This is a genomic window from Pseudobutyrivibrio sp. LB2011, from assembly GCF_000701765.1.
Lineage (GTDB): Bacteria > Bacillota > Clostridia > Lachnospirales > Lachnospiraceae > Pseudobutyrivibrio > Pseudobutyrivibrio ruminis.
This window is the reverse complement of sequence record NZ_JNJS01000008.1, coordinates 123,434-147,352: the sequence shown is the minus strand read 5'-3', so window position 1 is coordinate 147,352 and position 23,919 is coordinate 123,434. Positions and strand designations below refer to the sequence as shown.

Sequence of the window (23,919 nt, the reverse complement as noted above, 5' to 3'; positions counted from 1 at the left end):
ACTTGCCAAATCGCAGCTTTACAATTAAATAAAGCTTGTTATACTACGGCACTATTAAAAATCTTTAATGATTTTGTAATAGTGATAATTTCTTCCTTGATAGCATGTGGAGGTTGGTCACTCCCTTGTTATATAGATACTGGAAATAAGCCTAAAGTATGTATGTTTCCATGTCATGAAACTTTTGATTTTTAGTTAATGTTATGCAATATGCATCTCTCATGAATGGAATCGTGGGAGTATCTACAAGGAGGTAGAAATTATGGTAGTACAACACAATATGCAGGCAGCTAATGCTTCAAGAATGTTAGGAATTACAACAAACGCTCAGGGAAAATCTACTGAGAAACTTTCAAGTGGTTTTAGAATCAATAGAGCCGCAGATGATGCAGCTGGTCTTTCAATTTCTGAGAAGATGAGAAAGCAGATCCGTGGTCTGGATCAGGCATCAACCAATGCATCAGATGGTATCTCAGCAGTACAGACCGCCGAGGGTGCCCTTACAGAGGTACATTCTATGTTACAGAGAATGAATGAGTTGGCAGTCCAGGCAGCAAACGGTACAAATTCTGAATCTGATCGTGCATCTATTCAAGATGAAATCCTTCAGCTTACAACAGAGATTGATCGTGTAGCAGAGACAACAAAGTTCAACGAGACCTATCTTCTCAAGGGGGACTACGGCACCAAGACACAAGTGGTTGCTGCGCATGACGCTGGTCTTGATGGAACACTTACACAGAATACAACAAAAGCCACATTCACAATTAACGCCCTTGCAATGGGTGATACTTACACAATTGGTGGTACAAAGTACACAATTGGTGTAGAGGGTGCGAATACAGCAACACAGCTAGCAAATGCCCTTACTGTATTAGGTACATCTGCAGATAAAACAGCACAAATCCACTTAACAGTTGGAGAAGTAGTAAAGATTGATGGTAAATCATTTACTATTGCAGATAAGACTAATGCTGATACATCTGAGGTTGCAGCTACAGAGCTTAATAAATTTGCCAGCCAGGGTTCTACAATAGAGTACAATGGCAAGGTTGCAAAATTATTTAGTACATCAACAGGTGCAGCTCCAGCAGATGGTGTAGATGGAAAAGATTCTACATTAATCACAGCAGCAAAGGCATACCAGCTCATCGCAAATGAACTAAGAGCAGCTTCATCAATTGGCTCTGATTCAATTATTGAAGTTCCAGGCGCTAAGTACAATGGTACAGACATTACAGTTACAGATGCGACATCATCAACTAACGTTAATGGCAAGAAACCTGATGAGGTAACTGGAGATAACCTTACAAAGGTTGAGTTTATCATCAAAAAGGGAACAGCAACTGTGCAGAAAGATCTTACATTCAATCTTCATGTTGGTTCAGATGCCGACATGACAAACAAGATTGGTGTAACAATCGAGTCAATGACAGCTACAGCACTTGGAATTCAGGGCTTGAATGTTGGTGATGCAACTGGTAAAGCAGCAACTTACGCAATAGATGCTATCGCAGATGCCCTTGCAAAGGTATCTGCTCAGAGATCTGGTCTTGGTGCTATACAGAATAGACTTGAGCACTCAATTGCTAACTTAGACAACGTCGTAGAGAACACAGAAGCCGCTGAATCACGTATCCGTGATACAGATATGGCTGACGAGATGGTTACATACAGCAAGAATAATATTCTTGCTCAGGCAGGCCAATCAATGCTCGCTCAGGCAAATCAGGCAACTCAGGGTGTTCTTTCACTCTTAGGATAATTAGCGTGGCCAAACGCATAGGTACTTTCGAGTACTATCCACAAATTGGGGTCCTTCGGGGCCCCTTTTTAAATGCAAATATAATGGCTGTGCTTTCCCGATGGAACCTTGAAAACATATATTATTGAGTGTATAATTCTTTTGTAAATATCCATTTACTAGAAGGAGTTAAAAATGAAAAAAGTAGAAGATTACATCAGAACTATTCCAGATTTCCCAGAGCCAGGTATCATGTTTAGAGACGTTACTAGCATTTTGCAGGATGCGGAAGGGTTCCGACTTGCTATAGACGAAATGAAGAAGCTTATTGAGAATGTTGATTGTGATGTTATCGCAGGCGCAGAGAGCCGCGGATTCATCTTTGGTGCACCACTTGCATACGCACTTGGCAAGCCATTCGTTCTCATTCGTAAAAAGGGTAAGCTTCCATGCGAAACTATCGAAAAGACATACGACCTTGAGTACGGCACAGCTACAATCGAGATGCATAAGGATGCAGTTAAGCCAGGTCAGAAGGTTGTTATCGTAGATGACCTTATCGCTACAGGTGGTACAATCGAAGCAGCAGCTCAGCTTGTTGAGGAGCTTGGCGGCGAAGTTGTTAAAATCATCTTCCTTATGGAGCTCGCAGGTCTTAACGGACGCGAAAAGCTTGCAAAGTACGACGTAGAGTCAGTTGTTACATACGAAGGAAAGTAATATTAGACTATTGGGCAGTACATTTTGTACTGCCTTTTATTATTTAAGAGGTATTGATGGAATTAAAAGAAATAGCATTTATACATACAGGCTTTACACAAAAGTTTGGGATACCAAGGCAGAGCGGCTTGGTGTCGGATGAAATAGGCTATATCGTATTTACGGAGGAGTTTAGAAATCCTACCTTTATCGATGGTATCACAGACTATGATTATCTGTGGCTGCTGTGGGGCTTTTCTAAGAATAAGCCTTTGGAAGGGGGCACTGTTCGTCCACCTAGGCTTGGCGGAGAAAAGCACATGGGAGTGTTTGCCACCCGTGCGCCATATCGTCCCAACAATATCGGACTTTCATCTGTAAAGCTGATAGAGGTAAAGCAAACTGAAAAAGATGGCCCGGTGCTTGTGGTCAGCGGAGTGGATATGTTAGATGGCACACCTATTTACGATATAAAGCCATACATCCCTTATGCAGACGCTCATCCTGATGCAAAGGGAGGTTTCACTGATTCCCTTTCAAAGGGAGCCCAGGTTAAGGTGGAGTTTCCAGAAGAACTTTTAGCCAAGCTTCCTGAAAATCTGCGTCATTCTGCAATAGATGTCCTCAGCCAGGATCCACGAGCAGGCTATGATAGGGGTAAGAATCGAGATTTTAGATTGGCTTATCATGGTTATGATTTGGTATTTGAATCTGAAAATGATTCACTTATAGTTAAAGAAGTTATCAAATTACTTTAGAAATATTTAAAATAAATATTGTGTTCTTAAAATAGATTTGATATATTAGAACTGTCCAAAGCAATGGAGTTTTGGGCAGTTATTTTTATCTTCAAACATTTTTTATAAGGGGCTTGATGTCTGAAGATTTTCGACTTATTAATGGAGGATAACGCATGAAAAAATTTATTTCATGTGTTCTAGCAGTTTCTATGGTTGGAGGTCTGGTGGCTTGCTCAAGCTCTGAATCTAAAGAGAAAAATTACACAGTCAGCTATGACGGTATTGCCACAGGTGACGTTTCTTCTTCGGGCGTTTCAGTCCACGACCCATCCGTATTAGAAGTTGATGGAACATATTATATTTATGGTAGTCATATGACTGCAGCGAAAAGTACAGATTTACTTAATTGGGAAATGATTGGCGATGGCTATATGAAATCTAATCCTGTTTATGGTCAGATTTATGATGTGGCAGATGAAGCTTTTGCTTATTCAGGATCCAAGGATAGTATTATCAAAACAGATGATGGTGGCACACATGTGTGGGCGCCGGATGTTATATACAATGAGACTACTGGTCTTTACTACATGTACTACTGCACAACCAGTACATTTAATGCGTCAAATCTTTGCTTTGGTACCAGCAAATCACCAGAGGGCCCATTTGAATGGCAGGCACCACTAATTTATTCAGGCTTTAACCTTAGCAATGTGGCTTCTACAGATGTACTTGATTATGTTGATAAGGACTATGTAAAGAAAAACTACATTAAAAGCGGTGGATACAACTATGAAGATTATCCAAACGCAATTGACCCTACAGTATTTTACGATGCTGATGGAAGAATGTGGATGGTTTATGGTTCATGGTCTGGTGGTATATTCCTGCTGGAGCTTGACCCAGAGACTGGTCTTGTGATTCACCCAGAAGCGGATGAGGCAAACAATGTGGATCCATATTATGGCAAGAAGCTTCTTGGTGGTGGACACATTTCCATTGAAGGACCATATATTATGTACGATGCTAACACAGATTATTACTATCTGTTTGTATCTTATGGCACTTTGACTAGCAACGGTGGATATCAGATTCGTGTGTTCCGTTCTAAGACAGTGGATGGCGAATACGTTGATATGAATGGCGAATATCCACAGAAGAGCGCAATGCATGAAAACTACGGACTTAAGCTTTCTGGCAACTATAAGCTGCCTAGCTTGGACAGAGCATACATGGCTACAGGCCACAATTCTGCTTTTGTCGACAGTGATGGAAAGGAGTACTTGGTTTACCACACTCGTTTCAACGACGGTGGAGAGAATCACTCTCCAAGAGTACATCAGATGCTTATGAATGCTGAAGGATGGCCATGCGATTTACCATATCAGACTCAGGGTGAGACTGTTTCTGAAACTGGTTATAGTATGGATGAAGTAGAGGGAAGATACTATTTCATCAATCAGGGCACAGATATTTCAAGTGATATCGCAAATCCGATAATTCTTTATCTGAATTCTGATGGTACTTGCGAGGGCAAAGAGGTTTCTGGTACATGGACTATGACTGATGGCACATACTATATGAACATCACAGTTGATGGTACAGATTATAGTGGCGTATTCTGCAAGATGCAGGATGAAGCCGGCACAGAATGCATGACATTCTCAGCTGTTGGAAGTAACGAGAGTGTATGGGGAGTAAAATATTAATAAGGCTTTATGGTGGAGAGTGAAAATGGACAAAAATTTTGAATACAATAAACCATGGATTTTGCAGAGAGCAGATCCATATGTATACAGACACACAGATGGCAAGTATTACTTTACTGCCTCTGTGCCTGAATACGATAAAATTGTGTTGCGTGTAAGCGACACATTGGAGGGCCTTGGGGTCGCTGAGGAAGTGGAAATTTGGCATAAGCATGAAAGTGGCCCAATGTCTAAGCACATTTGGGCTCCTGAACTACATTATCTTTTTGGTAAATGGTACATTTACTATGCAGGTGGAGAGGTAGAGGATATCTGGAAGATTCGTCCATATGTCCTTGAGTGTCAGGGAGATGACCCTATTCATGACAAGTGGATTGAAAAGGGCAAAATGACAAGAGCTGATAGTGATGAGTTTTCATTTGAGGCATTTTCTCTTGATGCAACAGTATTCGAAAATGATGGAAAATGGTATTATATTTGGGCAGAGAAAGTTAGCGTAGGTAAGCAGATTTCTAACCTTTATATTGCTAGAATGAAAAACGGATATACGTTAGAAACAGAACAGGTACTTCTCACTACACCTGATTATGACTGGGAACGTCATGGCTATTGGGTAAATGAAGGCCCTGCAGTACTTCAGCGCAACGGCAAGATTTTCGTTACTTACTCTGCAAGTGATACAGGTATTAACTATTGCATGGGTATGCTTACAGCAGATGCAGATAGTGATTTGCTTGATCCATTATCTTGGAAAAAGGAGCGTTATCCAGTTCTTGCTTCATCTCCAGAGCATGTGGTATATGGCCCAGGTCACAATTCATTTACAGTAGATGAAGAGGGCAATGATATCCTTGTTTATCACGCTAGAACAGAAACAGAGATTGTGGGGGACCCACTTTACAATCCAAATCGCCATGCAATGCTTATGAAGTTTGATTGGCGGGATGGAAGACCAGTGTTTAATTATGATTGAAAACAGAGTTTGTGCAAGATGTCTGCTTAGAGATATGACAAGAGCGGATGCTGAAATGATTGAAAAATACAAAAATGAACTTAAAGCACAGGACCAGGTGGATGATTCAGAATATGAGCGCCGCCTGGCCCTCTGTAAAAATTGCGTCCAGCTAAATGCAGGTACATGCATGTCCTGCGGATGCTATGTAGAATTAAGGGCAGCCATGAAGGCTGCCCATTGTCCACGTAAATCATGGTAGATATTTAATTGATTGGGCTATAGTTGATGGATACTCTGATATCCTGACCATAGTTACCAAAAGTCTTACCAAACAGTGTGACACCACCAATGTGCTCTGCGTCGTCTTCAACGGCGATGCGGAAATCAAGTGGCTGTCCAGGTTTGAGCTTCAAATCGTCTATTGTAATATCTGAAATCTGAAGACCATCGATAAATGTTCCAAATTTATTTACAACAAGAAGCTTTAAGAGACCATACTGATTCCAGTTTGGTGGCCACCAATCAGGTGTAAACATTCCAAGTATTTCACCACCGAAATCCCCAGGGCTTGTCCACATACCAACCTTTTGATCGTTGATAGAAAAAGAAATATCACTTGGCCAATTGTTGTCAATACCTGGTGCTTCAGATGAAATCTCAAATGAGATGGAAATCTGAGTGATATTGTTGTTGCTAGGAACGAGATTTGGCAAAGCATACTCTACGTAACCCTTTGTGAACCAGAGGATATCTGCATTGAAATGATCTGGATGAGCAAAGTATCTTGCATCATCGATTTCACCAATAACAGATGCACTGTTGGCGAGGCCACAAGTTGGGCAAATGTCGTATTTTGAAAACTGTCCCACTTTAATATCTGTAGTAGATACGTTTGCTAAATCAAGTGGTTTTTCTATTTCTATGACTATTTTGTCTTGAATTACTGAGCATAGCTTTGAATTGCCGTGACTGGCAGATTCGTTAGAAGTGGAGATGAGTCCGCATTCTTCAAGCTTTTTAATATGACCAGTGAGAGCGCCGTTGCTAAGATTTAGCTGAGTAGCAAGCTGATTCATGCTCATGCGGTCGTTTTCTAATAGTATGTTTAGAATCTGAATACGAACATCAGAACCTAAGGCTTTAAAAAGCTCGACTCCATCATCCAGGGAAGTTATGTGTATCATAACGTTTCTCCTTTTTATGATTTCTTAAAATATTACTCTTAATTATAAAATTTAACAAAATGGGTGTCAATATAGTTGAGCTTTAGAATTCTATTATTTTAACAAAAGATAAATTTATTAATAAAAATATACACTTCAAAGCCTGAATTGACAAACAACTTGTTAATAATTGCTAAATCATCCGTGTCTTTTTTGTGAATATTAAAAGAATATCCAAATTACTTTAGAAAAATCTAAAATAATTATTGACTTGCTGTAGTGGCAGGTTATAATTAAACCATAATAGTTAATGAGCTTTTAGAAAAATATGTAGATTAACTACCAAGCCTCAGTTAATTGTACTATTTATAAAAGCTTGAAACAATTACAACATTTCTTTTTTACAAAAGGAGGAGAAGAATGAAGAAGAAATTGATTAGTGCACTTCTTTGCACATCAATGGCAGCTAGTTTATTTGCTGGTTGCGGTGGCGCTTCAGAAGGTGGGGTAGATCCTGATGCTGCTACAGAAGAAGCTGCTGAGGAAACAGCAGAATCTGAGGTCGTAACAAACACATTTGGTGATCCAAATGGTACACACTTAGAGATGTGGACATTCGTTGAGCTTCACGGTCAGCACTACGGTGTTATGGCTGAGGAGTGGAACAAGCAGCATCCAGACAACACAATCGAAATTACATGTACAACATATCCATATGGCGATATGCACACAAAGCTTCTTACAGCTCTTGAAGCTGGCACAGGTGCTCCAGATATCTGTGACGTAGAAGTTGGTCAGTTCCCTAACGTAGTTGAAGGTCTTGATCAGTGGCTTGTACCATTAAATGATTACGCTGCTGATTACCTTGATACAATGGTTACAGCTCGTATGGAAACATATCAGGGTGAGGATGGTAACTACTACGGAGCTCCATACCACGTAGGTGCTACAGTAATGTACTACAACGTAGCTGCAATGTCAGAAGCTATGGGACTTACACAGGATGAAGTAATTGCTAAGATTGATGCAGTTAAGACTTGGGATGATTATGCAGCACTTGGTGAAGAGTACTTAGGATCTGTTTCTGAGGAAGGTAAGTACTGGACATCAGTTGATACAGGCGGTGTTGATTGGCTCTGGATTGCAATGGCTGAGTACGGTGATGACTGGACAGGCGGTTTCGATGATCCAGCAAACGTTCAGCTTGATTCAGTTAAGAACATGCTTTCAATGCAGCAGGATTGGTTAAAGTCAGGTCTTGCAGAGGTTTCTCCAGACGGACATGTTGACCTTGAGGCAGGCTTCCAGAACATTATGGATAGAAACATCGTTTCATTCCCTAAGGCAATGTGGTATATGTCACGTTTCACAAACTACATGCCAGAGGAATCAGGTAACTGGTACATTGCTAAGTGCCCTGTATTCGAGGAAGGCCAGATTTGTTCTGTAGGTATTGGTGGTACAGGTACAGTTGTTACACAGCAGTCTGAGAATATTGATCTTGCAGCAGAGTTCCTTTGCTGGGCAAAGATGTCAGAAGAAGGCGAGCAGCACATCTGGGATACACTTGGATTTGACGTATGTAACGCAGCTCTTTGGACAGATGATGCATTCGCACATGATGAGAACAACCAGTACAACCAGTTCTTCATCAACTATCCATATGATGTATTAGCTGATATCGGAATGGACAACATTGGAAAGATTTCAGTAGTTTCTATCAGCCCAACAATCAATGAGTACTTCTGCACAACAACACTTAACGAAGTACTTGAAGATCCAGATTACTCAATTGATGATGCACTTCAGGAAGCACAGGATGCAATTGATATGGAGCAATAGGAAATTATAACTAAGGGCCGCTTAGGCGGCCCTATTTTAAAAGATGGAGAAAGGTGCATTATGAAAATCAAGAACTTTTTATATTCTCAGAAGGTGGCACCATACGTTTTTGTTTTACCTTTTGTATTAAGTTTTTTCTTCTTTTGGGTTTATCCTCTTATCACGGCTTTCACAATGAGCTTTCAGGATATTGGGGCAATTAAATCGGAATGGATTGGGTTTGCTAACTATTCAAAGTTATTACAGGATAAGGTATTTCATATTGCTGTATGGAACAGTGTGAAATACATGTTCTTTACATTAGTATTATTAATTCCATTCCCTATGCTTTTTGCAGTTTTGCTTGATAGTCATTTGGTAAAGGCAAAGGGCGTATGGAAGGCAATTTTATACATGCCAGCATTAACATCAGTTGTTATTTCTGGTACACTTTTCCGCCTGATGTTTACTGAGTACACAACAGGTCAGATGAATATGATTACAGCGGCTTTAGGCCTTGGAACATATAAATGGTTAAAGATGGGCTGGTCAGGTATGCTCGCCCTCTTAATCGTAGCTTGCTGGAGATGGACAGGTGTAAACATGCTTTACTTCTTGTCAGGTCTCAAATCAATCGACAGCTCTTTATATGAAGCAGCCGATATTGATGGAGCTACAGGTTGGCAGAAGTTCAAGTTCGTAACACTTCCTCTTCTTAAGCCAACAACAGTTTACGTACTTACAATTTCAGTATATGCCGGTCTTGCAATGTTCCTGGAGTCATACATGTTATGGGCAGGAAATTCATCACCAAACAATATTGGACTTACAATTGTTGGATATTTGTACAAGCGTGGTATTGAAAAGAATGATATGGGTTATGCATGTGCAGTAGGTGTAGTACTTCTTATCGTTGCTCTTATCATCAACTTTGCTCAGCTTATATTCAACGGAACATTCAAGAAGGGAGAGGATTAATATGTCAAAGCAAAAGACAATGTCTGGCACTCCTAAGAGAACGGTAGGCACAATACTTGGAACAGGATTTTTTGTAATCCTATGTTTAATCATTATTTTCCCTGTATTTGCAGGTTTACTTGCTTCATTTAGACCTGGTACAGAGCTTATTCGTAGAGGTCTTTCAATCGATTTAAACCTCTCTACAATGAACCTTGATAACTACAAATACTTATTCAGCGGCAATGCTGACAGTATTAAATACTTCATGTGGTACAAGAATTCGTTATTAATTACCATTATTTCGGTAGCACTTACTTTGATAGTTTGTTACTTTGTTGCATATGGACTGACAATGTATGAGTTCAGATTCAAAAATCTACTTTTCACAATCGTACTTGCAACAATGATGGTACCTTTCGAAATCTTAATGCTTCCACTTTACAAGGAAATTATTGCATTAAAGCTTATTGATACTTACACAGGTGTAATCATCATAGGTATCTGTGGCGCATCAACTATCTTTTTCTTCAAGCAGTACTTATCAGGACTGCCAAAGGATTTGCTTGATGCAGCAAGAATTGATGGATGTTCAGAATATGGCATTTCAGTAAGAATCATCCTTCCTCTTGCAAAGCCAGCATTCGCATCAATGGGTATCCTTTGTGCAATGGGTTCATGGAATGCGATTCTTTGGCCACTCTTAGTACTTAAGGGAGCAGAGAAGTTTACACTTCCAATCGGACTTAATACATTGCTTACACCATACGGCAACAACTACGATGTACTTATCGCTGGATCAATGTTTGGAATTTTACCTATCTTCGTAATCTTCCTTATTTTCCAGAAGTACATCATCGACGGAATGACTGCAGGAGCTGTTAAGGGCTAAAAAATTTAGATGAGCCTGTAACTAACAAGCTATTATAATTCTCAAGCGAAGAATAACTGAGCGGAGAATTCATAATGCTTGTGAGTGTAACAGGCGGAATGGAGGATAGCCAGTGGCTAAATTAGTTATTAATAACGAAAACAAGAAGAGCACCATTGCTCCAGAAATCTACGGACATTTTTCTGAGCACTTGGGACGCTGTATTTATGAAGGCTTATACGTAGGCGAAAATAGCGACATTCCTAATGTAAATGGAATGCGTACTGACGTTGTAGAAGCTCTTAAAGAAATGAAGGTTCCAGTACTTCGCTGGCCAGGCGGATGCTTCGCTGACGAGTATCACTGGATGGACGGAATTGGTCCAAAGGAAAAGCGTAAGAAGATGATTAACACTCACTGGGGTGGAGTAGTTGAGGACAACAGCTTTGGTACTCACGAGTTCTTCGAGCTTTGTAGACAGCTTGGCTGTAAGACTTACGTCAATGCAAATTTAGGTTCTGGTACTGTTCGCGAAATGAGCGAATGGGTGGAATATATGACATTCAACGGTGTTTCTCCAATGGCTGATCTCAGAAAAGAGAACGGTCATGAGGAGCCATGGGTAGTTGACTATCTTGGTGTTGGTAATGAAAACTGGGGTTGCGGCGGAAACATGAGACCTCAGCACTATGCAGATGAGTATAGACGTTATCAGACATACGTTAGAAACTACAATGGAAACAAGCCAATAGCAAAGATTTGCTGTGGTCCAAATGTGGATGATTATCATTGGACAAAGGGAGTTTTGGACACATGCTTTGACCACACACCAGAACATTTCCATGGATTCATGGATGGTCTTTCTCTTCATTATTACACTCTTCCAGAGACAGAGGACGATTGGAATGTCAAAGGAAGCGCTACAGACTTCACTGAGGAAGTATTCTATCAGACATTGAAGCGTAGCTACTTTATGGAAGAGCTGATTAACAATCATGGTGCAATCATGGATCAATATGACCCTGAAAAGAAAATCGGTCTTATGATTGATGAGTGGGGTATTTGGACAGATGTTGAGCCAGGTACAAATCCAGGATTCTTATATCAGCAGAACACAATGCGTGACGCTCTTGTTGCAGGTATGAATTTGAACATCTTTAACAAGCATTCAGACAGAGTAAAGATGGCATGTATTGCCCAAATGATTAACGTGCTACAGTCAGTAATGCTCACAGAGGGTGAAAAGATGATCAAGACTCCTACATACTATGTATTCAAGATGTATCGTCATCACCAGGGAGCAACACTTCTTGGCTCAGATTTACTTAACGGCGGAACAGTAGGCTCGGGCAAGAATGAACTTCCAAAGATTTTCGAGTCTGTATCAGAGGATGCAGATGGTGTTATTACTATTACCCTAACAAACAACTCTCTTGAATCATCAGAGGATGTTGATGTTCAGCTTACAAAAGACGGCGGCGCTTACAACGTATGCGAAGCTGTTTATGTAACAGGTAAGATGGCTGATCACAACACCTTTGATAATCCAGAGGTTGTAAAGGAACTAGAGTTTAAAGACTACAGCAAGACTTCAGATGGACTAAAGATTACACTGCCAGCTTGCTCAGTAGTCAGCATAAGATTAAAGAAATAATAATAATCTTCTTTTTCATATCCTTCCATAAATAAAAAACCAGCAATCAGGCTTAGCGGGGCTTGATGCTGGTTTTTATTTTATCTGTACATTAAAAATGACAGTGTAAGAGCAATGAAGTATGAAGTATTAACAATGATAAAGTTCTTAATTGCTGTAATAAAAGTTTTTGACTTTATCTGTTCTTTACGAAATACCCTTATATTACTTTCTACTAGAGGAAATGAAAGTAAAAAGATGAGGGCAATAATAGGAAGAATTTTTAATGCAACCATTGCTATCACTGCGGCGTAGCATAAGTAGTAAAGAGTAGCAAAAACACGTACGCCATTTTTCTGTCCTATGTAAAAAATCAGAGTATGTCTATTTACAGCAACATCTTTTTCTAAATCACAAGTGTTGTTAGCAACCATGATGTTAGAAGTTGTAAATGTGTTTATAAGTGAAAAGAAGATGAAGCTAACAAGTGACCAAAGCATAAAGTGAACAGATAAAACTCCATCCTTATAATCCAACACAATATAGTTGTCAGGATTGTTGATGTACACCATTAAAAATGGAATAAACATGCCATAAGCAATACCTGAAAATACTTCCCCAAGAGGAATTCTCGAAATTGGCATAGGACCAAAGGTGTAAAAAATCCCAAGGCCAAAGCAGAGTGCTCCAAGTAAAAGAACTACAATACCTGTTTTAAATGCAAGATAAAGTCCCATCACTGTGCTAACAGCAAGCATACATATTATAAGAAATAGTGCTCGGTCTCTTTTGATGGGGAGCATTTCCGGATAATCCTTGCTATCAATATAGTTGTTGATTGCAGTGGTGGCTAAATCAAATATAAATGCCGCAATGCAGAAGATAATCATCAAAGGAATATTGATAGGGTGTTTCAAAAAGAGCATATACATAAACGTATTTGCAAAAGCAAATGTGCTGGTAATCTTTGTTTGAATCTCAACAAACTTTAAAAACTTCTTAATCATAAATCTCTCCTATACATAAATTAGGTAATTATATTATACGAGCAGTTAGTCTTGTGAAACTTGGCAATAATAACACAAATTTCAATCAAAAGATAGTGCAAAATGCTATTTGTGAAAATTTAAACAAGTTCTATCTTGTCGCGCACAATACATTATGGTACAATTTGGTTCCGCAGTAATGCGTTGGAGAATATTAAAGAAAAGAAATTACTAGGAAGGAATGAATCATGATTAAGATTGTTGTAATCGGAGCAGGTTACGCAGGCGTTCTTGCCACAAAGAAACTTGAAAAGAAGCTTCGTAAGAAGAAGCTGGCTGATCTTACAGAAATCACTATCATCGATAAGCATCCATATCATACAATGCTTACCGAGCTTCACGAGGTAGCGGCTTGCCGTGTTGGTGAAGAGAGTATCAAAATGAACCTAAAGCAGATATTTGCCGGAAGAAAGGTAAATGTAGTTTTAGATGAAGTTACAAATGTAGACTTTAAAGAACAGAAGGTTAAGGGTAGAACAGAAGAGTATGATTACGACTATTTAGTAGTTGCAGCTGGTTCAAAGCCAACATACTTTGGTGTTGAAGGCGCAAAAGAAAACAGCTGGCCACTTTGGTCATATGATGACGCTGTAGCCCTCAGAGATAGAATTCACAACTGCTTCAGAATGGCAGCTGATGAAGTTGATCCTGCAAAAAGAAAAGAGCTTCTTAGCTTCTATGTTGTAGGTGCAGGATTTACAGGTGTTGAAATGGTAGGCGAGCTTGCTGAGTACACACCTATCCTTTGCAAGAGATTTGGTATCGACAGAGAGGAAGTTACAATCGTTGATGTTGATGGATTGTCACGTCCAGTACCAATCTTGCCAGAAAAGCTTTCTAACAAAGTAGACAGACGTCTCAAGAAGATGGGTGTTGAGGTTGTTATGAATACAAGTGTTGTTGGCGTTGGCCAGGGCTCTATCAAGCTCAAGCAGAACGACAATGTTACTGAGCATGTAGCTGGAACAGTTATCTGGACAGCAGGTATCGAGAGCTCAGAAATTACATCAGAAATCGCTTCTAGAGTACAGAGCGGTGGTAGAGGATGTATTCAGGTAGATGAGTACCTTCGTTCAGTAGATTACGAAAACGTATATGTAATCGGTGACAACATGCTCTTTACAGCTCCAGGCGAGGAGCGTCCAGTTCCTCAGATGGTTGAGAATGCAGAGCATTCAGCAGCTACAGTTGCAAAGAACATTGTGGCTGAGATTACAAAGTCTGATGATAAGGAATCTTACAATCCTAAGTTCCATGGCGTAATGGTTTGCGTAGGTGGTCGCTACGGTGTTGCAAGAGGCGGATTAGCAAAGCATCAGATTAATTTTGCTTCATTCTTCGCTATGTTTGCAAAGCACTTTATCAATATTATTTACTTCATCCAGGTTATGGGATGGACAAAGATTATTAGCTACTTAAAGCATGAGTTCTTCACTATTAGAAATAATCGAAGCTTCCTCGGCGGACATTTTTCTAACAAGACACCAAGCTTTTTATTAGTTCCACTTAGATTCTGGCTTGGATGTGTTTGGGTATTCGAAGGTGTAATGAAGATTGTTGAGGGTTGGTTAACAACACCAATGCTTGCAGGCTTCTTCGGTGGAGCAAACTCATGGTTTGATTCACTTCTTGGACGTATTGATCCTGCAGCAACAGACGCAGTTGCTTCAGCTTCAACAGAAGTAGTTGATACAGTAGCTTCAGCATCTACAGCAGTAGCAGATGCAGCAGTTAGCACAGGAACAGTTCTATTTGATTTCAACCTAAAGATATTTGAGCTTATCCTTGTTTCTGGAACTGATTTAGCATCATCAACTATTTCAGATATTGCATTTAAGATTCAGGTTCCATTTGTAGACTGGTTCGTAAACAATGCAGTATTAGCTTCAGATGGTATGCAGATGTTTATGCAGATTGTTATTGTAATTATGCAGATTCTCATTGGTCTTGGACTTATGGGTGGATGCTTCACATTCCTGTCAGCAGGTGTTTCACTTGTACTTCAGGCAATGTTCGTTACAACAACAGGCTTATACTTAAACACATTCTGGATGATATTTGCAGGAATTGCAGTACTTATCGGTGGTGGTTACACAATCGGTATTGATTACTACTTAATGCCATTCTTAAAGAAGCATTGGAAGAACGTTAAGTGGGTAAGAAAGTGGTATCTATATAATGACTAATAATGTAGTGGATTTTGAGACTGCATTTGAACAAGTAAAAAAAGAAGTAGCAAAGCTTTTAACTAAAGGACCAAGCCTTATCAGCGGATATACATCCTATCTGACAGAGGCTACAGGCAAGATGATGAGAGCAAAGGCTGTTTTGGCATGCGCCATGGATGAAAACGACATGGTGCCAAGGGATGCAATTATTTTTGCAGCAGCTGTTGAAACTCTCCATCTGGCCACATTGGTTCATGACGATATCATGGACGATGCTGATACCAGAAGAGGTCAGATAACTCTTCAAAAGAAATCCGGCAAGCGAAATGCTGTGATTTGTGGAGATTATCTTTTGGCTTCAGCTATTAGAGAAATTGCCAGTGTAGATGACACAGATAAATACAAGGATTTTGATTTTTCAAAATATGTAGAGGCAATTGCTTTAGGGGAGCTTCGTCAGAATATCAACAACAGAAATTTTAGACTTGGAACTTTTAGATATCTATCTATCATAGATGGCAAAACAGCCGCACTTTTTGAGGCATCTTTCCATGCCGGTGCTATGGCTGGCAATGCCACAGAAAAAGAAATAAAGCTTTATCGTAGGCTTGGTCGATATACAGGAATTGCATTTCAGCTTACAGATGATTGCATCGATTATGAAGTGAGTGAGGATACAGCATTAAAGCCAGTTCAGTCTGATTTTGAAAATGGAGTGGTAACACTTCCTCTTATTCACACATTTGAAGAGGATGCATCACTTGCTGAAAGAGCAGAAAAGGGTCTCATTTCTAAAGAAGAAATTTTAAAAGAAGTAACAAAGCACGGCGGAGTAGAATATACTCACAAAACTGCTGAGAAATATTACAAAAAAGGCGTTGAAGCCATAGAAGCGCTTCAGCTCTCCGGTAAAAAGAGAGAGATTTTAGAAGGGCTCATTACAAAGGCCTATGTAGGTCTTAAAAAGTGATATTTGGGTGGTTTCACTACCAAATATATATTTCATCAAAAGTTATTTAAGGAAAGGAATGAAACGATGAAAAAGAGTTTAGTAGCACTTATGTGCGCAGGTGCTCTTTCAGCATCATTATTTGTAGGCTGTGGCTCTACAGATGAGGCTGCTACAGAGCAAACTCAGGCAACTGAGACAACAGAATCAACAACAGAAGAGGCAGCTCCAGCTGCTGTTGCTGCAGAAGGTGAGCTTCTCACAGGTATTGGTACAAGCGTAGCAATCGACAGCTCAGCAGACGCTACTGCAGATGCTGATGGTACAGCACAGGTTGACGCAACAATCGCTGCTGTAACAGTTGATTCAAACGGTGCAATCGTTGAGTGTGTTATCGATATCGCTCAGACAAAGATTGGTATCAGCGCTGACGGAAAGATTACATCTGATCTTGACGCAGAGTATCCTTCAAAGAGAGAGCTCGGCGATGATTACGGAATGAAGGTTGCTTCTGTAATCGGTAAAGAGTGGTATGAGCAGGCAGATGCTTTTGCTGCATGGGCAGTAGGTAAGACAGCATCTGATATTAGCAACATGGCAATTACAGAAGGAAAAGCTGGTGATGAGGATCTTGCAGCTTCTGTATCTATCCATGTAACAGGCTTCCAGGCTGCAGTTCTTGAGGCTATGGATACAGCTGTAGCTGGTGGGGCAGTTGCAGGTGATAAGCTTGGTCTTGGTCTTACAACAAACATTGCAAAGTCAACAGATGCTACTGCAGATGCTGATGGTGTAGCTGAGGCTTACACAACAATCTCTGTTCTTACAGTAAATGGTGATGGTGTAATCACAAGCTCACTTATCGATGCTGTTCAGGCTAAGGTTACTTTCGATGCTAAGGGTGCAATCACAGCTGATACTTCAGCAGATGTTCTTAGCAAGAACGAGCTTGGCGATGCATACGGTATGAAGGCTGCTTCTTCAATTGGCAAGGAGTGGAATGAGCAGGCTGCTGCTTACGCTGAGTACACAGTTGGAAAGACTGTAGACGAAGTAAACGGTACAGCAGTAGAAGAAGGACGTGCAACAGATGCTGACTTAGCAGCTTCTGTATCAGTTCACATTACTGATTTCAACACAGCTATTACAAAGGCTGTTGCAAGTGCACAGTAATTAATTTACAATTTGTAATGTAGGGAGTGTATTTACTACACTCCCTCTATTTTTTTGTGAGTGAGTAGATTATGGATAAGAAAAAGATATTTGGATGCTTAGCAGTAGTCGCATTGATTGCTTTTATAGTATTTATAAAATTTAGTGGAGATGGTCAGAGTGAGGCCCTCACAGAAAAGACCAAGTACAATGCCACATTCTTAGATATATTTGATACAAGAACAGAGATTGTTGGTTACGCTGATTCAGAAGAGGAATTCGCAGAGATGGCTCAGCAACTTAAGGACCAGCTTATCATTTATAACAATCTATATGATATTTATAACGATTATGATGGTGTAAATAATATAAAGACAATCAACGATAATGCAGGAGTTGCGCCTGTAGAGGTGGACCAGGCTATTATCGATATGCTCAAGTTTAGCCAGGAAATGTACTATGAAACTGATGGCCGTGTTAATGTTGCAATGGGTTCGGTTCTTTCTATCTGGCATCGCCACAGAGAAATAGGCATGGATGATCCAGAGCGTGCTACACTTCCTACAATGGAAGAACTTGAGGCAGCAGCAGAGCATACAGATATAAACAATCTTATAATTGATGATGAAAACAATACTGTATATCTTTCAGATCCAGAAATGTCACTTGATGTTGGAAGTACTGCCAAGGGATATGCAGTTCAAAAGACTTTGGAATATGCCAGGGAGCAGGGAATGAACAACGTTCTTCTTAGCTTAGGTGGAAATGTTCAGGGCATTGGTGGTAGAATCGATGGTACCAATTTCAAGCTTGGCATCCAAAATCCAGATATGGACGGGGAGCAGGAATACCTGAAAACTGTTGAGATTCAGGATGGACAGTGTGTAGTTTCAAGTGGTGATTACCAAAGATTCTATGAGGTTGATGGAAAGGTTTACTGTCACATTATCAATCCAGATACACTTTTCCCATCTGATACTTTTGGTCAGGTTTCCATTCTCACAGACGATTCCGGAAAAGCAGATGCTTTTTCAACTGCTGTGTACAACATGACTCTGGAAGAAGGTATGGATTTTGTAAATAGCCACGATGGAGTTGAGGCTATGTGGGTGGACCACGAAGGGAATATCTATTATTCCGATAATTTTGAAGAAAGTATTGTAGAGTAATTATGAAGAAAAATGATTTAAAACTAATAATAACTGTTTTAGTAGTAGCTGTCGTATTCTGGCTTGGCATGAGCTTGTATCAGAAATACAACACTGCAAATCAGGCTTATGTATTAGTTACTATAGATGGAGTGGAGTACGGCAAGTATCCTCTTAATAAGGACACTACCGAAAGAATAGAATTCGAAGATGGTTCTTACAACGTTCTTGAGATTAAGGATGGGGAGGCTCAGATTTCCGAAGCCAGCTGCCCAGATCAAATCTGTGTAAACCATATGCATATTCATTACTCAAAAGAAATGATAGTTTGTCTTCCAAACGGATTGATAGCAGAAATTGTTAACGGTGAGGAAAGAGATATTGATGGTTCTACCCATTAATAGTCTTGCAGGTATAGATTATGAAAACAAATAAGGTGGCACTACTTGGTTTATTTATTGCCCTTGCTTTTGTTCTTTCCTATATTGAGTTTTTACTTCCATTTAGCATCGGAATTCCAGGAGCCAAAATTGGTCTGGCAAATCTTGCTGTGGTAGTTGCTCTTTTTATTATCGGAAAAAAGGACGCTCTAGTTTTATCCATAATAAGAGTTTTATTAGTAGGGCTTACATTTGGCAATCTTGCTATGACAATGTATTCAATAGCAGGAGCAGCTCTGTCATATTTAATGATGCTTATTGGCATGAAAACAAAAAAGCTTTCAATCACAGGCGTTAGCGTGCTTGGTGGTGTATTTCACAACGTAGGCCAAATCATAGTAGCTATGCTTGTTCTTGAAACGGCTGGTTTGATTTATTATTTACCATTTTTAGTAATCATTGGAACTATTTCTGGTGTGGTAATCGGAGTTTTAGCGGCAATGATTGTGGAAAGGTTACGTAGAAACCTCAGGTTTTAAATCTGAGGTTTTTTTGTTACGCAAAAGATAGTATAATATAGTATTATATAAAATATTTTAAGGCGGTCTTATGAGATATATAAACATGTCCCAGTTGGAACCAGGTATGAAGCTTGGTTCGGAAGTATTTGATTCATATGGGCGAGTTTTGCTTGGAGGGAAAGCAGAACTTACAAAAGAATACATAGACAGATTGAAATCACTTGGATTTGACGGATTATACATATCAGATGAGCTTTCAAAGGATATCGAAGTAGAACCAATCATCTCGCCAGTCTTGCGAGGTAAAGGTATAGATTGTGTCCGCAGGCAGGATATTGATGGATGTATGATAGTTGCCAAGGAAATGGTTGAGGAGATTCTATCAAAGGCTTCTATCACCATTGATATGAATGACTTGCGTGAGACAGATGACTATACATATTCTCATTCAGTCAATGTGGCGCTTTATTGTGCAATTATCGGTCTTTCCTTAGACTACGATGAAAAGGCTCTTGAAGAGTTGGCATTGGCAGGACTTCTTCATGATCTTGGCAAAATGGCTATTCCTAGTGAAATCTTAAATAAAGAGGGACGCTTAACCCAAGAAGAGTATCAGATAATGAAAAGCCATGCTCAGATGAGTTATGACATGCTGAAAGAACGATGGGATGTCGCTCCTAATGTAAAGGTGGCGGTGCTTTTCCATCATGAAAATGTGGATGGTAGTGGTTATCCAAGAGGAATTACAGCTGAGGACATGACCGATTACACCAAAATCATCCATGTGGCGGATGTTTTTGATGCTCTATTATCCAAAAGGCCGTACAAGAATCCTTATTCTGCATATGAGGTTTCTGAATATATGATGGGTGCTTGTGGAATCATGTTTGACAGGGATGTGGTTATGGCTCTTCTCAAACATGTGCCACTTTATCCTAAGGGTACTGAAATGATTATGTCAGACGGTAGACATTGTATTATTGTTGAAAACAGTGGCTTCCACAATTTACGACCAATCATCAGGCTTATGGATGGCACCACAATAGACCTGACCGAAAAAGATTATCTTAATATCACATTGGTTGCGGCAGCTAGTGCAGATTCTTTCTCTCGAGAATCAGAGGAAGAGCGTAATGTTATGATTCAAGCTTATGAAAGATACAAAGTCATGGTGGTAGACGACATGATGACTAATCTCCAAATGGCGAGGGGAATTTTGGAGTATTTCTACGACTTGACTCTTTTAAAGAATGGTAATCAGGCTATTAAGTATTTGGAAAAGAATGAGCCAGTGGATGCCATTGTTATGGATGTTGATATGCCGGGACTTGATGGCGTAGAGACAGCCAGAAGAATCAGGGAACAGTTACACTTGGAAATACCGATTCTGTTTGTTACTGCTTTAAATGACAGTGAAACAGTGAAAAGGTGTAGAGAAGTGGGAGCTAGCGGTTATATAGTTAGACCGTTTCAGCCTACATTTATCAAATCCGAGTTAAAGAGAATTATTACAGGACGAGGAGATGCTGAATAATGAACGGGGTGTTTACTTTATCATACTTACTTAATGTAGTATGTGTAGCAATTGGGTTTTTCACATTTATAAAGCTAGTATCAAATGATGTTTATCTTAGCAGACACAGAATACTGCCTACTATAGCAGGGATTATCACTGTGTACGATTTCTATCTGTGTATTATTCCATTTGTTCATAGTCAGGATACAGTGGATTTCTTACATCTGCTATGCGACATGTGTGCACTGGTCATCATGTTTATGATGTTTTTCTATTTCTTGTTTATAAAAACACCTAAAAATGTGGCCGTAATAATAACAATTGCAGTTACCATAATGATTGCTCTATGTGTATACGATTTTATAGAGTATTATTTTGGAATTCCAAAGCAAGTTGATGGAGATATGCTTGCAATAATATTTGTATTCATGTCTTCAGTAATAGTTGAGCTTAAAACACCATCAAAGGCATATTTTGACAGAATTGATATTATCGTTGGAAGATACATGCTTTTGGCATTTATAGTTGCTATTACAGGATATTTTTTGCACGACTATTTACTAGGAATGGATGCAATAAGATCTGTAGCATTTGCAATTGATTGCGTCATTTTCTTCTGGCTTGCTATGTCAAACAGAATTGAGGATACAGCAACAATTCTTAAATCAACTATTTTTGATAGAACTGAACGCCCAATAGCTCTTGTAAACTCAGAGTTTTATATTATCGATGCCAATCAAAAGGCTCTGGAGCTATTTGCAGATGGACAGGGCATAGGCTTTGCTTTTGAGGATGGAACTACAGAAAGCAAATTCGTCCTTGCGGAAAACATGGTAAAAAGAGAAAGAAATGACAGCGAGTATTATGCCTGCGAAAGATGGTATAGAGTACATTACGCGCCTGTTACAGAGGGGCAAGAAGTAAAGGGCTATATCATTTCAGCTGTAGATATTACTCAAGAACATAAAGAGGCTACAAATGCCAAGAAAGAAACTGCAAGAAAGAGTCAGTTCTTAGCACAGATGTCCCATGAGCTTAGAAGTCCACTTCATGCCATTATGGGTGTAAGCGATATTCTTGCCACAAAGAAGGATATCTCAGAAAAGAACAAGAATCTTATTTCTAATATCAAGAGAGCTTCAGAAAACTTGCTTGAGCTTGTAAATGCAATTCTTGATTACAGCAAGCTTGAAGCAGGAAAGTTTGAGTTTACTGAAAAGGAATATGATTTAAATGCCAACCTGGAGGATATGGCATACTCCACAATATTAAATATTCAGTCAAAGCCAATAGACTTTAATCTGGCAATTACATCATCTTACCCTAGATACTTGTATGGTGATGCTATACGTGTAAGAGAGATTTTCCAAAATATCTTTTCAAATGCGGTGAAGTATACAGACAAGGGAACCATTCACGCTGAGATTTCCTTTGAAGAACTTGATGATGGCAGAGTAAGAGTTGATTTTTCAGTTGCAGATACAGGTCAGGGAATGTCTCCAGAACAGCTTGAAGAGGTGTTCAATGAGTACGTTTCATCCGCTGATGGAGTAGATACAGAAGGAACAGGTCTTGGTCTTGCCATTACTCGTCAGCTTGTTGCAAAGCTTGGTGGCTCAATCACAGCCGAAAGCGATGGAATATCTGGTTCTGTATTCAAAGGCTACTTCTATCAGAAACAGTGCGGTGGTGAGCGATTGATGGAACGTGTTCTTAACAGACGAACACTTCTTAATCCAAATCAAGGCTTCCATGGTCTTCCAGATAAGGTTGACTACATCTATCCTAGGGCTAGGGTGCTTGTGGCTGATGATATGCGTATCAATCTGGAAATTATGCAGCAGTTCCTCTTACCATGGAAATGCGAAGTTATTACTGTGCCAGATGGTGCATCTGCCATCGATGCAGTCAAGGACAATCGCTACGATTTAGTATTTTTAGATCAGATGATGATGCCAGTCAGTGGCTCGGAAGCTTGCAAGAAGATTCGTGAGTTTTCTAATGTGCCAATTGTTCTCGTTACTGCAAATTCTGAAGAAAATGCTAGACACGTTGTGGCAGAATATGGCTTCAGCGATTTCCTTGCAAAGCCTATTATGGGTGTTAAGCTTCAGGAAATCATGGATAAGTATATGCCAAAGGATTTGGCAGAAAAGAACGACAGGGAAACAGTGGTTTCTGTTGTCACACGAAATCGTCAAAACAGTAGTGTATATCAAAAGACTTTGGATACATTCGTTAAGGAAATGCAGCCACTTCTTTTGAACTTGCCTAACTATCGTAAAAACGATAAGGAAATGTTTAAGGTAAAGGTACATGGCATAGGTGGCGTCAGCAAACAAATTGGCAGAGAAACTTTTGCCGAGCAGGCTCAGATAATGGAAATGGCAGCAAAGTCAGAAACATGGAGTTATGTTGATGCACATATGGATGAGTTCCTTAATGCGCTTTGCGAAGTAGTTGAGGATGCCACAAAGGAGCTTACTCAGCTTGCACCAAATGGTATAGAGGAGCAAATCGAAATAATAGACAGTTCTAATGAAGATGTAACAGATATTCTTAAGGAACTGCTTGATGCTTTTGATAAATATGATTTGAACGCTATAGAAGAGGCACTTGAAAAGCTTGATAAGACCGAAAAAAATCAAGAATTATTAGCACTTTATGGCACTTTGCGGGAGGCCTACGACAACCTGGAATACGAAGAAGGTACCCAGATTTTGGAGGAATATCTTCAGTTAAAATAATTG

Annotated in this window: 20 protein-coding genes; 18 read left to right on the top strand and 2 right to left on the bottom strand. The window is 39.7% G+C overall.

Annotation, left to right across the window (positions count from 1 at the left end):
* The first annotated feature begins 262 nt into the window (after nt 1–262).
* The 6 genes from T375_RS10710 (at nt 263) to T375_RS10685 (ending at nt 6,103) form a co-directional block, all read left to right on the top strand.
* Nucleotides 263–1,765: a flagellin N-terminal helical domain-containing protein gene (locus T375_RS10710; protein ID WP_044938247.1), complete on the top strand. Its 1,503-nt coding sequence runs from the start codon at nt 263–265 to the stop codon at nt 1,763–1,765.
* Nucleotides 1,766–1,939: 174 nt separating this feature from the next.
* The gene (locus T375_RS10705) at nt 1,940–2,464 is read left to right on the top strand and encodes an adenine phosphoribosyltransferase (RefSeq protein WP_044938243.1); all 525 of its coding nucleotides are present in this window, start codon (nt 1,940–1,942) and stop codon (nt 2,462–2,464) included.
* Between the two features lie 56 nt (nt 2,465–2,520).
* Nucleotides 2,521–3,201, top strand: coding sequence for a tRNA (N6-threonylcarbamoyladenosine(37)-N6)-methyltransferase TrmO (gene tsaA, locus T375_RS10700; RefSeq protein WP_044938240.1), 681 nt, complete (start codon nt 2,521–2,523; stop codon nt 3,199–3,201).
* A 155-nt stretch (nt 3,202–3,356) separates the two neighbouring features.
* A complete protein-coding gene (locus tag T375_RS10695; RefSeq protein ID WP_049960412.1) occupies nt 3,357–4,889 on the top strand; it encodes a glycoside hydrolase family 43 protein in 1,533 nt (510 codons plus the stop codon).
* 25 nt (nt 4,890–4,914) lie between these two features.
* Nucleotides 4,915–5,862 (top strand): glycoside hydrolase family 43 protein, encoded by a 948-nt coding sequence (locus tag T375_RS10690; protein WP_044938236.1) that lies wholly within the window; start codon nt 4,915–4,917, stop codon nt 5,860–5,862.
* The gene (locus T375_RS10685; RefSeq protein ID WP_044938233.1) at nt 5,855–6,103 is read left to right on the top strand and encodes a DUF6171 family protein; all 249 of its coding nucleotides are present in this window, start codon (nt 5,855–5,857) and stop codon (nt 6,101–6,103) included. The genes T375_RS10690 and T375_RS10685 overlap by 8 nt, the downstream gene beginning before the upstream one ends.
* Nucleotides 6,104–6,107: 4 nt before the next feature.
* On the opposite strand, the gene T375_RS10680 is transcribed toward T375_RS10685, so the two are convergent.
* Nucleotides 6,108–7,028 carry an ArsR/SmtB family transcription factor gene (locus T375_RS10680; RefSeq protein ID WP_044938231.1) on the bottom strand — a complete coding sequence of 307 codons (921 nt, stop codon included), beginning with the start codon at nt 7,026–7,028 and terminating at the stop codon, nt 6,108–6,110.
* 399 nt (nt 7,029–7,427) lie between these two features.
* Here T375_RS10680 and T375_RS10675 point away from each other — a divergent pair, with 399 nt between their 5' ends.
* From T375_RS10675 to T375_RS10660, 4 genes are all read left to right on the top strand, one after another.
* Nucleotides 7,428–8,849: an ABC transporter substrate-binding protein gene (locus T375_RS10675; protein WP_044938228.1), complete on the top strand. Its 1,422-nt coding sequence runs from the start codon at nt 7,428–7,430 to the stop codon at nt 8,847–8,849.
* Between the two features lie 60 nt (nt 8,850–8,909).
* On the top strand, nt 8,910–9,806 hold the full coding sequence (locus T375_RS10670; protein WP_044938225.1) for a carbohydrate ABC transporter permease: 897 nt from the start codon (nt 8,910–8,912) through the stop codon (nt 9,804–9,806).
* Between the two features lies 1 nt (nt 9,807).
* Nucleotides 9,808–10,677 (top strand): carbohydrate ABC transporter permease, encoded by an 870-nt coding sequence (locus tag T375_RS10665; RefSeq protein WP_081822036.1) that lies wholly within the window; start codon nt 9,808–9,810, stop codon nt 10,675–10,677.
* Nucleotides 10,678–10,789: 112 nt separating this feature from the next.
* The gene (locus T375_RS10660; protein ID WP_044938222.1) at nt 10,790–12,310 is read left to right on the top strand and encodes an alpha-N-arabinofuranosidase; all 1,521 of its coding nucleotides are present in this window, start codon (nt 10,790–10,792) and stop codon (nt 12,308–12,310) included.
* An 80-nt stretch (nt 12,311–12,390) separates the two neighbouring features.
* Here T375_RS10660 and T375_RS10655 read toward each other — a convergent pair whose 3' ends face one another.
* Entirely contained in the window at nt 12,391–13,296 is a 906-nt protein-coding gene (locus T375_RS10655) for a UbiA family prenyltransferase (RefSeq protein ID WP_044938220.1), read from the bottom strand.
* Nucleotides 13,297–13,523: 227 nt separating this feature from the next.
* Between T375_RS10655 and T375_RS10650 the strand changes: the two genes are divergently transcribed.
* From T375_RS10650 to T375_RS10615, 8 genes are all read left to right on the top strand, one after another.
* A complete protein-coding gene (locus T375_RS10650) occupies nt 13,524–15,521 on the top strand; it encodes an NAD(P)/FAD-dependent oxidoreductase (protein ID WP_044938217.1) in 1,998 nt (665 codons plus the stop codon).
* Nucleotides 15,514–16,473, top strand: coding sequence for a polyprenyl synthetase family protein (locus T375_RS10645; protein ID WP_044938214.1), 960 nt, complete (start codon nt 15,514–15,516; stop codon nt 16,471–16,473). The genes T375_RS10650 and T375_RS10645 overlap by 8 nt, the downstream gene beginning before the upstream one ends.
* Before the next feature lie 66 nt (nt 16,474–16,539).
* Entirely contained in the window at nt 16,540–17,625 is a 1,086-nt protein-coding gene (locus T375_RS10640; RefSeq protein ID WP_044938211.1) for a hypothetical protein, read from the top strand.
* 71 nt (nt 17,626–17,696) lie between these two features.
* Nucleotides 17,697–18,773 (top strand): FAD:protein FMN transferase, encoded by a 1,077-nt coding sequence (locus T375_RS10635; protein WP_044938208.1) that lies wholly within the window; start codon nt 17,697–17,699, stop codon nt 18,771–18,773.
* Nucleotides 18,774–18,775: 2 nt separating this feature from the next.
* Nucleotides 18,776–19,153 carry a NusG domain II-containing protein gene (locus tag T375_RS10630; RefSeq protein ID WP_044938206.1) on the top strand — a complete coding sequence of 126 codons (378 nt, stop codon included), beginning with the start codon at nt 18,776–18,778 and terminating at the stop codon, nt 19,151–19,153.
* Between the two features lie 20 nt (nt 19,154–19,173).
* The gene (locus T375_RS10625; RefSeq protein ID WP_044938203.1) at nt 19,174–19,671 is read left to right on the top strand and encodes a Gx transporter family protein; all 498 of its coding nucleotides are present in this window, start codon (nt 19,174–19,176) and stop codon (nt 19,669–19,671) included.
* A gap of 70 nt (nt 19,672–19,741) precedes the next feature.
* Entirely contained in the window at nt 19,742–21,187 is a 1,446-nt protein-coding gene (locus T375_RS10620; protein WP_044938200.1) for an HD domain-containing phosphohydrolase, read from the top strand.
* Nucleotides 21,187–23,916 (top strand): ATP-binding protein, encoded by a 2,730-nt coding sequence (locus T375_RS10615; protein WP_044938190.1) that lies wholly within the window; start codon nt 21,187–21,189, stop codon nt 23,914–23,916. The genes T375_RS10620 and T375_RS10615 overlap by 1 nt, the downstream gene beginning before the upstream one ends.
* The last annotated feature ends 3 nt before the right edge of the window (nt 23,917–23,919 follow it).